A 14,132-nucleotide genomic window follows, 5' to 3' on the forward strand; every position below is an offset into this window, starting at 1 on the left:
GCGGGAGCGCCGGGTCCACGCCCTGCCCCGCCGGGTCCAGGCCGGCCAGCGCCTCCTGGACGTACTCCGCTTGTGCCACCCGCGGGACGCTAGCGGCGGGGTCCGACACTCCCTCCACGGCGGCCACCGGCTCCTCCTCGGGGAGGTGGTCGTCGTACGGCTCGGTGAGGGGCATGTGGCAAGTCTCCCACCGCGAGCGGGCCCACCGCCCGGTGAGTGAGCCGATCTCTCATCCTAGACCGGTGGTGACTGGTGGGGCCGCCGAGGCGGGAGTGTCGGACCCCGCCGCTAGCGTCCCGCGGGTGGCACAAGCGGAGTACGTCCAGGAGGCGCTGGCCGGCCTGGACCCGGCGGGGCAGGGCGTGGACCCGGCGCTCCCGCTGTACGCGACGACCTTCGTGGTGGTCGACCTGGAGACCACCGGCGGCGCACCGGACGGCGGCGGGATCACCGAGATCGGCGCGGTGAAGGTGCGCGGCGGTGAGCAGCTGGGGGTGCTCGCCACGTTGGTCAACCCGGGGGAGCCGATTCCGCCGTTCATCACCGTGCTCACCGGGATCACCCAGGCCATGCTCATCCCGGCGCCGCCGATCGAGCAGGTGCTGCCGAGCTTCCTGGAGTTCATCTCCGACGCCGTGCTGGTCGCCCACAACGCCCCCTACGACGTGGGCTTCCTGAAGGCCGCCTGCGCGAAGCACGGCTACCGCTGGCCCAACCCCCGGGTGCTGGACACCGCGGCGCTGGCCCGCCGGGTGCTCACCCGCGACGAGGTGCCCAACCGCAAGCTCGGCACGCTGGCCGCCTACTTCCGCACCGCCACCCAGCCGACCCACCGGGCGCTCGACGACGCCAAGGCCACCGTCGACGTCCTGCACGGGTTGATCGGCCGGCTCGGCGGGCACCGGGTGGAGACGGTCGGCGACGCGATCGAGTTCGCCAGGGCGGTCACCCCGACCCAGCGCCGCAAGCGGCACCTGGCCGAGGGGTTGCCCAAGATACCTGGGGTCTACATCTTCCGGGCCGCCGACGACCGGCCGCTCTACGTCGGCACCTCCGGTGACATCGCCACCCGGGTGCGCAGCTACTTCACCGCCGGGGAGAAGCGGGCCCGGATCTCCGAGATGCTGGCCGCCGCCGAGCGGGTCGAGGCGGTCGAGTGCGCCCACGCGCTGGAGGCCGAGGTGCGCGAGTTGCGGCTGATCGCCGCGCACGCGCCACCGTACAACCGCCGGTCCAAGTTCCCGGAGCGGATGGTCTGGCTCAAGCTGACCGACGAGGCGTACCCGCGGCTGTCGGTGGTGCGCAACCTCGCCCCGACCGACACGGCGTACCTGGGTCCGTTCCGGTCCCGGCAGGCGGCCGAGCTGGCCGCGGCCGGGTTCCACGACGCAGTGCCGCTGCGCCAGTGCACCCACCGGCTGTCGCGGCGCACCACCATGCCGGCCTGCGCGCTGGCCGAGCTGGGTCGCTGCCCGGCGCCCTGCGAGCACCGGATCTCACCCGAGGAGTACGACGACCGCGCCGCCACGCCCTTTCGTACGGCGACCACCAGCGACCCGCAGGTCGTGATCGACGCGCTGCTCGCCCGGATCGAGGTGCTCTCCCGGGACCAGCGCTACGAGGAGGCGGCGGTGGTGCGGGCCCGGCTGGCGGCGGTGCTCCGGGCGGCGGTGCGGATGCAGCGCCTGGCCGGGCTGACCGGGATCGCCGAGGTGGCCGCCGCCCGCCGGGCGCCGAACGGCGGCTGGGAGCTGGCCCTGGTCCGGCACGGCCGGCTGGCCGGCGCCGGAGTGTCCCCGCCGGGTGTCCACCCGCGACCGACGCTGGAGGCGATCCGGGCGACCGCGGAGACGGTCCTGCCCGGGCACGGCCCGGTCCCCCGGGCCTCCGCCGAGGAGTCCGAGCGGATCCTGTCCTGGTTGGAGCGACCGGAGACCCGGCTGGTGGAAATGTCTTCTGGCTGGGCGTCGCCGATCGCGGGCGCGGGCCGCTTCCGGGACCTGTTGACCAAGGCGGAAAACGCGGCGTCCCGCCAACTCTCGACCGAACGCTCATGACCAAGTGACCGATCGGACTACGTCAACTCGCTTAGGCTGTTAGAGAAGTGCAGTCCTGCCCGTTTCGCGGGCCTGCTCCCGTTCGTCGGTGACGGCGATCGCGGGGCCGGGGTGAGGAGGTGTCCCAGGTGGACGTCGACGCCGGACACGGCGCCGCCCTGGGGGGCGCCCTTCCTACCCAGCCTGGCGAGCTGCCGCTGACCCGCCGGTTGCGCTCCCTGCTCACCTGGCCCACCACCGACACCGACCCGGTCAGCACCCTGGTCCGCATCCACCGGGGCATCCACGCCAGCGCCGACTCGTCGGTGCTGCGCCGGGCCTACACCATCGCGGAGAACATGCACCGCGGCCAGTTCCGCAAGAGTGGCGAGCCGTACATCACGCACCCGCTCGCGGTCGCGGAGATCTGCGCCGAGCTGGGCATGGACACCACCACCCTGGTCGCCGCGCTGCTACACGACACCGTGGAGGACACCCGCTACACGCTCCAGGCGCTGTCCGAGGACTTCGGCCCGGAGGTGACCCACCTGGTCGACGGGGTGACCAAGTTCGACAAGGCGTTCTACGGCAAGGCCGCCGAGGCGGAGACCATCCGCAAGATGATCATCGCGGCGGGCAAGGACGTCCGGGTCCTGATCATCAAGCTGGCCGACCGGGTGCACAACATGCGCACCCTCGGGGTCCGCTCCCCCGCCTCCCGCCAGCGCATCGCCCGGGCCACCCAGGAAGTGCTGGTCCCGCTCTGCGACCGGCTGGGCATCCAGACCTTGAAACGCGAGCTGGACGACGTGGTGCTGCTGCACCTGGAGCCCGACGAGCACGCCAGGATCGCCCGGCACGTGCACGACCGGCCCGGCTGGGACGCGTACCTCGACGACGTGGTGGCCCGGGCCAAGGTGGCGCTGCGCCGCAGCCGGGTGGACGCGGAGGTCTCCCCCCGACCCCGGCACCTTTACTCGATCTGGAAGGACACCGTGGCCGGCGGCCACGCCGCCCCGTTCGACCTGCCCCGCATCGCCATCGTGGTGGATGGTCCGGCCACCGACTGCTACGCCGCACTCGGCGCCGTCCACGGGCTCTGGCGCCCGGTGCCCGGCCGCTTCAAGGACTACATCGCCTCCCCGAAGAACAACCTCTACCGCTCGCTGCACACCAGCGTCTGCGGCCCGCAGGAGCGCACCGTGGAGGTGCTGATCCGTACGGAGGAGATGCACCGCGCCGCGGAGTACGGCGTCGCCGCCCACTACCGCTTCCCCCGCACCACGGGGCGGGACGCCGACCGGGCCGACGAGCTGGCCTGGCTGCGCCGGGTGCTCGACTGGGAGCAGGAGACCGCCGACCCGGCGCAGTTCCTCCAGTCGCTGCGCTGCGACCTGGCGGAGGCGCAGATCCAGGTGGTCGCCGACGGCCGGCAGGTCGTCCTGCCCGCCGGGGCCACCCCGGTGGACCTGGCGTACGAGCTGGGCACCGAGCGGGGTGACCACTGCCTGGCGGCGCGGATCAACGGCCGACTGGCGCCCCTCTCCTCCGAACTGGACGAGGGCGACGTGGTGGAGATCTTCACCGAGTCCGACGCGGAGAGCGGCTTCGAGGTCGACGTGGCCCCGCGCGGGCCGCGCCGGGAGTGGCTCGGCTTCGTGAAGTCACCGCACGCGCAGATGCAGATCAGCCGCTGGTTCGCCGAGCACACCGAGCCCGGCATCACGATCGCCGACAAGGTACGCCTCGGCCGCGCCACCATCGGGCTGGCGCTGCGCAAGCACGACCGGGGCCTGGCCAGCGACCTGCCGCTGCTGCGACTCTCCGAGGAACTGGGCTATCCCGACCTGGAGACCCTGCTGGTGGCCGTCTTCGACCGGGCCATCGAGCCGGACGCGGTGGTCCGGCAGCTGATCGACCTCGTCGACCACCGGCAGTAGGGCGAACGCCGCTCGCACGGCAACGCCGCACGGCCACTAGCCTGGAGGCATGATCCCCCGCTCGCGCGCCACCGGACGGGCCTTCGCGTACCAGGTCTTCTACCGGCTGCCCGTCCCGTTGCGCCGCCGGCTGGTGCGCCTCGCCGTGCCGAAGTACATCGTCGGCGCGGTCACCCTGGTCTGGGACACCGAGGCCGAGGGGGCGAGCCGGCTGCTGCTGCTGCGCCAGCCGCCCGGGTACAGCTGGACGCTCCCGGCGGGGCTGCTGCAGCGCGGTGAGGCGCCGGTGGTCGGCGCGGCCCGGGAGCTGTTCGAGGAGTCGGGCATCCGGCTGTCCCCCGAGCGGCTCCGCCCGGCGGTGCCGAACGCGGTGGTGCACGCCAAGGGCTGGGTGGACGTGGTCTTCGAGACCGAGGTGCCGGCGTCGAGCACCGAGCTGGTGGTGGACGGCGCCGAGGTCTTCGAGGCGGCCTGGCACCCGCTGGACGACCTGCCGCGGTTGAGCCGCGCCACGGCCGCCCTGCTCGGCCGGTACGGCATCGGTCCCCAGGCGGACCAGAGCGCGCGCCGGGTATGACGGGTGCCCGGCCGGACGACGGCGGTGCCGGGGCCGTGACCGCCGGCCAGGGCTGGCGGGCAGCGGTCGACGTCTGCGCGGTGGTGCTCGCCGCAGGTGAGGGCACCCGGCTGCGACCGTTGACCGAGCGGCTGCCCAAGGCGCTCTGCCCGGTCGGGAACGTGCCGCTGCTGGACCGGGTCCTAAACCGGCTGGCCGGGCTGGGTCTCACCGGCCCCGAGCGGGTCGCGGTGAACGCCTGCTACCTGGGTGACCGGGTGGTGGCGCACGTCGGGTTGCGGGCCCACCTGTCGGTCGAGCCGGGCGAGCCGCTCGGCACCGCGGGCGGTGTGGGCAACCTCCGGGAGTGGATCGCCGGCCGGGGCGTCCTGGTCGGCAACGCCGACGCGTACCTGGCCGACCGGCAGGTCGCGCCGGGACCGGACATCGCCGCGCTGCTGGACGGCTGGGACGGGCGGTGCGTACGGCTGCTCGGCCAGCCGGCCGACGACCCGGCGGCGCCCGGCACCTTCAGCGGTCACCGGTTCGTCGGTTTTTCGCTGCTGCCGTGGCGGCTGGTCCATGATCTGCCGGCCAGCTTCGGCGACCTGGTCCGGACGGTGTGGCGGCCGGCGGAGGCGGCCGGCGCGCTGGAGGTGGTGCCGTACCGCGGCACCTTCTACGACACCGGCACCCCGGCCGACTACCTGGCGGCCAACCTGCACGCGACCGGCGGCGGCTGCCTGGTCGACCCCTCGGCCACGGTCACCGGCCCGGTACGTCAGGCGGTGGTCGGCGCCGGGGCGACCGTCCTGGGGGCGGTCACCCGCACCGTGGTGTGGCCCGGCGCGACGGTGCACGCCGGCGAACGGCTCACCGACGCGATCCGCGCGGGCACCGACCTCACGGTCGCGGCGGCCCGGCGGTAGCCGGATCGACGAGCCGGGGACGACGTGCCAGGCGCAGCCTCTAGCATGGGCGACGACGCCGACGAACGGAGAAATGTCCCGTGATCACCGCGATCGTGCTGATCGACTGCGCCACCGACTCGATCCCCGAGGTGGCCGAGACCCTGGCCAACCTGCCCGGCGTCAGCGAGGTCTACTCCGTGGCCGGCCACGTCGACCTGATCGCCATGGTGCGGGTCCGCGAGTTCGACCAGATCGCCCAGGTCATCGCCGGCCGCATCTCCAAGGTGCCCGGGGTGCTCAACACCGAGTCGCACATCGCCTTCCGCGCGTACTCGCAGCACGACCTGGAGGAGGCGTTCGCGATCGGCCTGGCGAGCGCCGACTGACCGGGCAAAGCGCGATGGCCGGCCCGCCCGGGAGGGCGGACCGGCCATCATCGGCCGGACGGCGTCAGCTGGCGCTCGGGGCCGGCGCGGTCTCCGTGGTGCCCGGGGTCGGCGACTCGGTCGTCGTGCCGCCCGGAGTCGGGGACTCGGTGCCGCCCGGACCCGGCGTCGCGCTGCCGCTCGGGCTCGCCGTGCCGCTGGCGCTGGTCTGCGGGACCGGAACGCCCAGGGTCTGGGCCAGGGCCGTCAGCGCGTCGAGGTGCGCCTGCAGCACCGGCAGGGCGTCCTGGGCCAACTGGACCACCGACTGCTCGGAACCCTGCGAGATCTCGGTCTGGGTGGCCTGGATGGCCTGGACGTGACCGGCCAGCTCCGCGGTCACCCACGCCTTGTCGAACTCGGCGCCGCTGGTGCTGTTCAGCTTGTCGACCACCTTCTGCTGGTCGGCGGTGGGCTGCGTCGGCAACTGCACGTTGAGCTGCTGCGCGGTGCTCTGCACCGTCTGGTCCAGCTGGGTGTGGTCCGTCACGAACTGCTTGCCCAGGTCCTTGACCTGCTGGTTCTGGCCCTTCTGCTGCGCCAGGTTGCCCGTGACGATTTCCGCGAGGTTCACCTGGTGCAGGGCCTGCAGGTACTGGGTGTCCTGGGTCGACGGCTGTGCCGCGGCCTGCGCCGCCGCCGCGGGTGCCAGCCCGACCACCACGAGGGCCGCCAGCAGTCCGAGGCGTTTGATACCCAACATTTTTCCCCCCCTTTTTCGTTGGACCGCACGGATACCCGGCTGACCGGGGATATTCCTGCGATTCCACCCGTCCGTGTCGGGGGGTGGCGGGACGCCGGAGCGGGACCGGCGGGCACGAAGACGTACGGCGGCACGGACCTGCGCCGTCGGGCCACGACGGCGCCGGAAAACGGACGTGGCGCCCGCCGGAGATCCGGCGGGCGCCACGGTCAGGTGTGTCGGGCGGGTCAGCGACGGCTCTCGCCGCTGGTGATCTCCTCCCGCTCCGGTCGGGCCTCGACCGGCGGGTGCCCCGGCGAGACCGGCGCCTCGGCCGGCCGCTCGATCGGGTAGAAGAAGCCCCGGATGGCCGGGCCGAGGGCCCCGAGCCGGTTCATCTTCTTCGGCACGACCCAGCCGACGTAGTCCAGCTCGCCGTGGCCGTCGTCGGCGGCCGCGGTGAGCGGCTGGTGGACCTCGACGAACCGGCCGTCCGGCAGCCGCTTGATGATGCCGGTCTCCACGCCGTGGGCCAGCACCTCCCGGTCGTGCTGCTGAAGACCCAGGCACATCCGGTACGCGACGTAGTAGGCCAGCGGCGGGACGATCAGCAGACCGATCCGACCCGCCCAGGTCATCGCGTTCAGGCTGATATGGAACTTGTCGGCGATGACGTCGTTGGCGCCGGTGAGGGTCAGCACGAGGAAGAACGCCACCGCCATCGCCCCGGCCGCGGTGCGCGCCGGCACGTCGCGGGGCCGCTGGAGCAGGTTGTGGTGCTTGTAGTCCTTGAGCTGCCGCGCCTCCAGGAACGGGTAGAGCAGGGAGATCCCGACCAGGATGCCGGGCAGGACGACCGTCGGCCAGAAGATCGGCGGGATGACGTACCCGTCGCCGATCGGAATGTTGATCTCCCAGGCCGGCATGAGCCGGGTCGAGCCGTCGAGGAACATGACGTACCAGTCGGGCTGGCTGGCGGCCGAGACCGTCCACGCCTCGTACGGGCCGAAGTACCAGATCGGGTTGATCTGGAAGAGGCCACCCATCAGCGCGATCACGCCGAAGACGAGCATGAAGAAGCCGCCCTGCTTGAGCGCGTAGCGGGGGAACATCCGCTCGCCGACCACGTTCTCGTTGGTCCGGCCGGGGCCGGGCCACTGGGTGTGCTTCTGCTTGAAGACCAGGCCCAGGTGGACGCTGATCAGCGCCACCAGCAGACCCGGGATGAGCAGCACGTGAGCGATGAAGGCCCGGCTGATGAGGATCGCGCCGGGGAACTCCCCGCCGAAGATCGACGAGGTGACCCAGGAGCCGATCACCGGGATCGACAGCATGATGCCGGACGCGATCCGCAGGCCGGTGCCGGAGAGGGCGTCGTCCGGCAGCGAGTAGCCGGTGAAGCCGGCCAGGAAGCCGACCCAGAACAGCAGCGACCCGATGACCCAGTTCGTCTCCCGCGGCTTGCGGAACGCGCCGGTGAAGAAGACCCGCAGCATGTGCACCACGATCGAGGCCATGAACAGCAGCGCCGCCCAGTGGTGCATCTGCCGCATGACCAGGCCGCCCCGGACGTCGAACGACAGGTTCAGGCTCGAGGCGTACGCGGCGGACATCGGCGTGCCCCGCAGCGGGGCGTAGCTGCCGTTGTAGACCACCTCGGTCATCGCCGGCTCGAAGAAGAAGGTCAGGAAGACACCGGTCAGCAGCAGCACGACGAACGAGAAGAGCGCGATCTCGCCGAGCAGAAAGGACCAGTGGTCCGGGAAGACCTTGTTGAGCAGCTTCCGCAGCGGGGTGGCCGCCTGGAAGCGGTCGTCCAGGGCACCGGCGGTCTTGGCCGGCACCGCTGCTACGTCAAACTTTCGGCGCTTCATGGCCGCTCCCAAAAGTCGGGGCCGATGGTTTCGGTGTAGTCGGACTTCGCCACGAAGAAGCCCTCCTCGTCCACCTCGATCGGCAGCTGCGGCAGCCTCCGGCTCGCCGGGCCGAAGATGGGCCGGGCGTTGTCGGTGATGTGGAACTGCGACTGGTGGCACGGGCAGAGCAGGCGGTTGGTCTGCTGCTCGTAGAGGCTGGCCGGGCAGCCGGCGTGCGTGCAGACCTTAGAGAACGCCGCGTAGTTGCCCCACATGTAGCCGCCGTGGCCGATGCGGGCGTTGGCCTCCCGGGACTGCTGGGCGTCGTCCTCCCGCAGGTGGATCAGCAGGGTGGGCGAGTCGGCGTGCTTGTTGCTCACGCCGTCCTTGATGCCGGGGAAGACGGTGAGCTGTCCACCCACGCTGACGTCCGCCGGGCGGATCGGCCGGCCGTCCTGGCTGACCAGGCGGACCTTCTTGCCGTCCACCGGCTTGAAGCCGGTGGTGAACATCTGGTTGTTCTTGTGCGGGTCGGAGATCAGGCCACCGACCAGCGGCGCCGCGACCACCGCGCCGACCGGCAGCAGGCCGGCCAGCAGCGAGACGCCGAGCAGCGGCCGCCGCCGGACGCCCAGCTCGTCGGCCATGTAGAGCATGGTCTCGCCGGTGATCTTGCGCTCCTCCGGGGAGCCCGGCTGGTCGTGCCGGTCCTGGATCGAGACCTCCTTGGGCAGCAACTTCTTTCCCCAGGTGAGGATGCCGAAGCCGATGCCGAGGAGCGCGATGCCGAGGGTCAGGCCGAGCAGCGGGGTGTAGTACTTGTCGCCGCCGCGGCCCGGCTCGTACTTCCAGGGCCACCAGATGTAGATGATCAGGAAGGCGGTCGCGGCCAGGCCGGTCAGCAGGAAGAACAAGGCGATCGTGCGGGTCATCCGCCGCTCCGCCTTGCTGCCCGGGACGAACTGCGGCTCGTAGTGGACGATCTCGATGTCGTCCCGCCGCGCACCCTCCTGGACGATCTCGAACCGGGAGAGCCGGGGGTCGTTGACGTCGAGCGGCTCCCGGCCCTGCGGGGCCTGCTGCTCGGTGTGGGTGCTCATGCCGTCACCTCGCTACGGGCGGTGCCGAAGCCCGGCACCGCAGCACTGAAACGAATGATCCGCTCGATCACGACTTGCCCGCAATCCACAGGCTCGCGAAGACCAGCGCGACGATGCCGATCAGGAAGGCCGCCAGACCCTCGGTCGACGGGCCGTACCGGCCCAGGTTGAAACCGCCCTGATCCTGAGTGTGCTTCAGGTTCTCCTGAATGTAGGCGATGATGTCCGCCTTCTGCTCCGGCCGCAGCTGGTTGTCGCCGAAGACCGGCATGTTCTGCGGGCCGCTCAGCATGGCGGCGTAGATCTGCCGGTCGCTGGCCGGGTGCAGGCTCGGCGCGTACTTGCCGGAGGAGAGGGCACCGCCGCCACCGCCGAAGGCGTGGCACTGGGAGCAGTTGATCCGGAACAGCTCGCCACCGGCGGCCAGGTCGGCGTTCTGGTGCAGGTTGTTGCCCTCGGGGACCTGCGGGCCGCCGCCGAGTTCCTGGATGTACTGGCCGAGCTGGCGCACCTGCTCGTCGGTGAACGCCGGCGGCTTCCGCATGGCCTGGGCCTCCTGGCGGGCCATCGGCATGCGACCGCTGCTCACCTGGAACTCGACCGCGGCCGAGCCGACGCCGATCAGGCTCGGCCCGCGGCCCTCGACACCCTGGGCGTTGCGACCGTGACAGGTCACGCAGCTCACGTCGAACAGCGCCTTGCCCTCGCCGGCGGCGGCGCTCATCGGCGGGTTGTCCTGCGCCTGTGCGCCGGGGGCGAAGACGGTGTAGGCGCCGCCGGCCAGCATCAGCGCGGCGAACAGCCGGACCGCGGCGCCCAGCCGGCGGCGGCCCCTGCTGCGCGCTACGGGCCGCCCGCGCAGGCGCGCGAGCAGACCGCGTCGGCGGTCGTTGTCAGAAGTCATGACCTGTGTCCTTAACCGGTTGGACCTTGTCTCAGGGGACGGAGCAGCGGCGCGGTTCGTGACGCGCCAAGATCACTGGAGCCAGTAGATCATGGCGTAGAGCCCGATCCACACGACGTCGACGAAGTGCCAGTAGTAGGACACGACGATCGCCGAGGTGGCCTGTGCCGGGGTGAACCGGCCCATGGTCGTACGGATCATGAAGATGATGAAGGCGATCAGGCCGCCGGTCACGTGCAGACCGTGGAAGCCGGTGGTCAGGTAGAACATCGACCCGTAACCGTCGGCGTTGATCTTCACACCCTCGTGCACCAGGTTGCGGTACTCGTTCGCCTGTCCGAGCACGAAGAGCAGACCCATCACGAAGGTGATCGTGAACCAGCGCCGCAGGGCGTGGACGTCACCCTTCTCAGCGGCGAAGACACCGAGCTGGCAGGTCACCGAGGACAACACCAGGATCACCGTGAAGGTGGTCGCGTAGGGGACGTTGAGGATCTCGGTGTGCTTCTCCCACTGCTCCGGCGCCGCCGCGCGGATCGAGAAGTACATCGCGAACAGCGCCGCGAAGAACATGAGTTCGCTGGAGAGCCACACGATCGTCCCGACGCTGACCATGTTGGGTCGGGTCAGGGAGTGGATCCGGCTCTTGTCAATGGCTGGGGCCGCAGTCACGCGGTCATTATTGCCCCTGACCGGGACCGGCGATCACCGGGGTGGCAAACCAGCACCATCCGTGGCCCGATCGGGGTGGTCCGGTTCGCCTGACCTACCCTGAAAAGCGTGCTGCACGTCGATCCGATCTTCGCCGCCACCTCGGTCGCTCCGTCGACCCTCGCGGCGGGGGACGAGGCCGTCCCACCGCCCTTCACCGTCGCCCGGATTTTCACCGAGACCCGGCTGGACAGCTGGCTGGCCCTCGGGCTGGTGATCGCCGCCGGGCTCTACGTGTACGGCGTGTACCGGCTCCGGCTGCGCGGCGACCGCTGGCCGGTCGTCCGGACGGTCTGCTTCCTCGGCCCGGGCCTGGGCGGCATCGCGTCGGTCACGGTCAGCGGGCTGGACGCGTACGACACCGCGCTGCTGTCGGCGCACATGGTGCAGCACATGGTGCTGTCGATGGTGGCGCCGATCTTCCTGGCGGTGGGCGCCCCGGTGACGCTGGCCCTGCGCACCCTGCCGGTCCGCCCGCGCAAGCGGCTGCTGGCGATCGTGCACAGCCGGATCGCCCGGGTCTACAGCTTCCCGCTGGTGGCGTTCGCCATCTTCGTGGTGAACCCGTTCGCGCTCTACTTCACCGACCTGTACCGCTTCACCCTCGAGCACGCCTGGGCGCACGAGCTGGTGCACGCCCACTTCATCGCCACGGGCTGCGTGTTCTTCTGGCCGCTGCTCGGCCTGGACCCGCTGCCGGGCCGCTGGCCGTACCCCGCCCGGGCTCTGCTGATGCTGCTCTCCGTGCCGTTCCACACCGTGCTCGGACTGACCATCATGCAGAGCACCGCCCTCTTCGCCGGTGACTGGTACCCGTCGCTGCACCTGAGCTGGTCGGATCCCTGGAAGGACCAGGTGGTCGCCGGCGGCATCCTCTGGGCCGGCGGCGAGTTCGTCAGCGTCACCATGCTGGCCGTGCTCGTGGTCCAGTGGGTGAAGCAGTCCGAGCGTGAGGCCCGCCGGGTGGACCGCGAGCTGGACCGCCAGGAGGCCCGCCAGCGCGCCGCGGAATCGGCCGCCTGAGCACGGCGCCGGGGTACCCGCACCGAGGCCCCGGGCGGGCCGTCCGGCCGAATGTGACGACCGCTACGATCAGCGGGCAGCTACGAGGTGGGAGCCAAGTCAGCGATGAGCGATCGTCTTTACACCGTCCTGCTCTACAGCGACGACCCGAAGGTCCGGGACCGGATGCGACTGGCCGTCGGTACCCGGCCCGCGCCGGGGATCGAGATCGAGTTCGTCGAGGCCTCGGACTACGACGAGTGCGTCCGGCTGGTCGACGACTACGAGATCGACCTGCTCCTGCTCGACGGTGAGGCCACCCCGGGCGGCGGGATCGGCATCGCCCGCCAGATCAAGGACGACCGGGACGACGCCCCGCCGACCTGCGTGGTGATCGCCCGGGCCGCCGACCGCTGGCTGGCCGCGTACGCCGAGGTCGACGCGACCCTGGTGCACCCGCTCGACCCGGTGACCACCGGCACCACGATTGCCGAGCTGCTGCGGCGTACGCGCGCCGCGGCCTGAGTCACCTCGTTCGGCGCCACGGCATCGGGGCCGTGGCGCCGACGCCGTACCTGATCCGCATTCCACAGCCGCTCGGGAGGCCCATCATGGGCGAACGGACCTGGCCGCTGCTGCTCAACGCGCTGCTGCGCGGCGAGGAGCTCTCCACCGCCGACACCGCCTGGGCGATGGACGAGATCATGGCCGGCTCGGCCAGCCCGGCGCAGATCGCCGGCTTCGCCGTGGCCCTGCGGAGCAAGGGCGAGACGCCGTCCGAGCTGGCCGGTCTGGTCCAGGCGATGCTCGCCCGCGCGGTCCCCGTGGACCTGCCCGAGGAGCTGCGGTCCACCGCGCTGGACGTGGTGGGCACCGGCGGTGACCTCGCCCACACGGTGAACATCTCCACCATGGCCGCGCTGGTGGTGGCCGGCGCCGGCGTACGCGTCGTCAAGCACGGCAACCGCGCCGCCTCGTCCTCCTGCGGCACCGCCGACCTGCTGGAGTTCCTCGGCGTACCGCTGGACCTGGACCCGGAGGGCGTCGCCCGCTGCGTGACGGAGGCGGGCATCGGGTTCTGCTTCGCGGCGCGGTTCCACTCCGGGATGCGCCACACCGGCCCGGTCCGGCGGGAGATCGGCGTGCCGACCGCGTTCAACTTCCTCGGCCCGCTGACCAACCCGGCCCGGCCGCGCGCCGGCGCGGTCGGCTGCTTCGACCTCCGGATGGCCCCGGTGATGGCCGCCGTCTTCGCCGCCCGCGGCGACTCGGTGATCGTGATGCGCGGCGAGGACGGGCTGGACGAGTTCACCACCGCCGCCCCGACCCGGGTCTGGGTGGCTCAGCAGGGCACCGTGAGAGAGGCGCTGCTGGACGCGGCCGAGCTCGGGGTGCCCCGGTCCACCCTGGCCGACCTGCGGGGCGGAGACGCGGCGTACAACGCCGACGTGGCCCGACGGGTGCTGGCTGGCGAGACGGGCCCGGTGCGGGACGCCGTGCTGGTGAACGCCGCCGCGGCGTTGGCCACTCAGGGGCCGCTCGACGGTGACCTGCACGACGCGCTGCGGGCCCAGATGACGCGGGCCGCCGAGTCGATCGACTCCGGTGCCGCCGCCGCCGCGCTCGACCGCTGGCTCGAGGTCGCCGGCTCCCTCTGACGCGTCCCCCCGCCGGACGGGTGGCCGGCGAAAGTGTCAGAGCGGCGTGCCAAACTACACGGGAGTAATTTTCCGTTTTCCGCCGATCGGCGGCCTGCCGCCGGCGGGAACCGGGAGCGAGAGGAGACGCCCGTGTCGGGCCGCGAGTTCCACTGCGACGTCTGCGAGGGTGTTCAGCTGTTCGAGGCCCCGCCCTGCGTCGACGGCCACGGCGTCGACTGTCCGGAGTTCGTCTGCACCGGCTGCGGTGCGGCCGTGCTGATCGCCACGTTCGCGTTGCGCACCCCGCGGCTGGACGCCCGCCGGCGCCGCCCCGCCACCCCGGGCCACCGCCGCGGGGTGCGCAACGCG

At 71.7% G+C, this 14,132-nt stretch carries 14 protein-coding genes; 9 read left to right on the forward strand and 5 right to left on the reverse strand.

What is annotated here, in order from left to right:
* Nucleotides 1–302 precede the first annotated feature (302 nt).
* The 5 genes from DKL51_RS23495 (at nt 303) to DKL51_RS23515 (ending at nt 5,829) form a co-directional block, all read left to right on the forward strand.
* Complete coding sequence (locus tag DKL51_RS23495; protein ID WP_109944863.1) at nt 303–2,057, forward strand: DEDD exonuclease domain-containing protein; 1,755 nt, start codon at nt 303–305, stop codon at nt 2,055–2,057.
* A gap of 128 nt (nt 2,058–2,185) precedes the next feature.
* Nucleotides 2,186–3,976 carry a RelA/SpoT family protein gene (locus DKL51_RS23500; protein WP_109944897.1) on the forward strand — a complete coding sequence of 597 codons (1,791 nt, stop codon included), beginning with the start codon at nt 2,186–2,188 and terminating at the stop codon, nt 3,974–3,976.
* Nucleotides 3,977–4,025: 49 nt separating this feature from the next.
* Nucleotides 4,026–4,553, forward strand: a complete 528-nt coding sequence (locus DKL51_RS23505; protein ID WP_109944864.1) for an NUDIX hydrolase — start codon at nt 4,026–4,028, stop codon at nt 4,551–4,553.
* Between the two features lie 35 nt (nt 4,554–4,588).
* Nucleotides 4,589–5,461: a nucleotidyltransferase family protein gene (locus DKL51_RS23510; protein WP_243420632.1), complete on the forward strand. Its 873-nt coding sequence runs from the start codon at nt 4,589–4,591 to the stop codon at nt 5,459–5,461.
* An 80-nt stretch (nt 5,462–5,541) separates the two neighbouring features.
* Nucleotides 5,542–5,829, forward strand: coding sequence for an Lrp/AsnC family transcriptional regulator (locus DKL51_RS23515; protein WP_109944866.1), 288 nt, complete (start codon nt 5,542–5,544; stop codon nt 5,827–5,829).
* Between the two features lie 64 nt (nt 5,830–5,893).
* On the opposite strand, the gene DKL51_RS23520 is transcribed toward DKL51_RS23515, so the two are convergent.
* The 5 genes from DKL51_RS23520 to ctaE form a co-directional block, all read right to left on the reverse strand.
* Entirely contained in the window at nt 5,894–6,571 is a 678-nt protein-coding gene (locus DKL51_RS23520) for a DUF4142 domain-containing protein (protein ID WP_109944867.1), read from the reverse strand.
* Between the two features lie 227 nt (nt 6,572–6,798).
* On the reverse strand, nt 6,799–8,424 hold the full coding sequence (qcrB, locus tag DKL51_RS23525) for a cytochrome bc1 complex cytochrome b subunit (protein WP_109944868.1): 1,626 nt from the start codon (nt 8,422–8,424) through the stop codon (nt 6,799–6,801).
* Complete coding sequence (qcrA, locus tag DKL51_RS23530; RefSeq protein ID WP_109944869.1) at nt 8,421–9,506, reverse strand: cytochrome bc1 complex Rieske iron-sulfur subunit; 1,086 nt, start codon at nt 9,504–9,506, stop codon at nt 8,421–8,423. Before qcrA ends, qcrB begins: the two co-directional genes overlap by 4 nt.
* Nucleotides 9,507–9,573: 67 nt before the next feature.
* Nucleotides 9,574–10,410, reverse strand: a complete 837-nt coding sequence (gene qcrC / locus DKL51_RS23535; protein ID WP_109944870.1) for a cytochrome bc1 complex diheme cytochrome c subunit — start codon at nt 10,408–10,410, stop codon at nt 9,574–9,576.
* 72 nt (nt 10,411–10,482) lie between these two features.
* Nucleotides 10,483–11,082 carry an aa3-type cytochrome oxidase subunit III gene (gene ctaE / locus DKL51_RS23540; protein WP_109944871.1) on the reverse strand — a complete coding sequence of 200 codons (600 nt, stop codon included), beginning with the start codon at nt 11,080–11,082 and terminating at the stop codon, nt 10,483–10,485.
* Between the two features lie 108 nt (nt 11,083–11,190).
* Between ctaE and DKL51_RS23545 the strand changes: the two genes are divergently transcribed.
* The 4 genes from DKL51_RS23545 to DKL51_RS23560 all read left to right on the forward strand — a co-directional run.
* Complete coding sequence (locus DKL51_RS23545; protein ID WP_124812496.1) at nt 11,191–12,144, forward strand: cytochrome c oxidase assembly protein; 954 nt, start codon at nt 11,191–11,193, stop codon at nt 12,142–12,144.
* Between the two features lie 105 nt (nt 12,145–12,249).
* Complete coding sequence (locus DKL51_RS23550) at nt 12,250–12,648, forward strand: response regulator (protein ID WP_109944873.1); 399 nt, start codon at nt 12,250–12,252, stop codon at nt 12,646–12,648.
* An 86-nt stretch (nt 12,649–12,734) separates the two neighbouring features.
* Nucleotides 12,735–13,781, forward strand: coding sequence for an anthranilate phosphoribosyltransferase (gene trpD / locus DKL51_RS23555; RefSeq protein WP_109944874.1), 1,047 nt, complete (start codon nt 12,735–12,737; stop codon nt 13,779–13,781).
* 132 nt (nt 13,782–13,913) lie between these two features.
* A partial coding sequence (locus DKL51_RS23560; protein WP_124812497.1) for a hypothetical protein occupies nt 13,914–14,132 on the forward strand: 219 nt, incomplete at its 3' end.

The sequence above is a fragment of the Micromonospora globispora genome, assembly GCF_003857015.1.
In the GTDB taxonomy this organism is placed as follows: Bacteria; Actinomycetota; Actinomycetes; order Mycobacteriales; family Micromonosporaceae; genus Micromonospora; species Micromonospora globispora.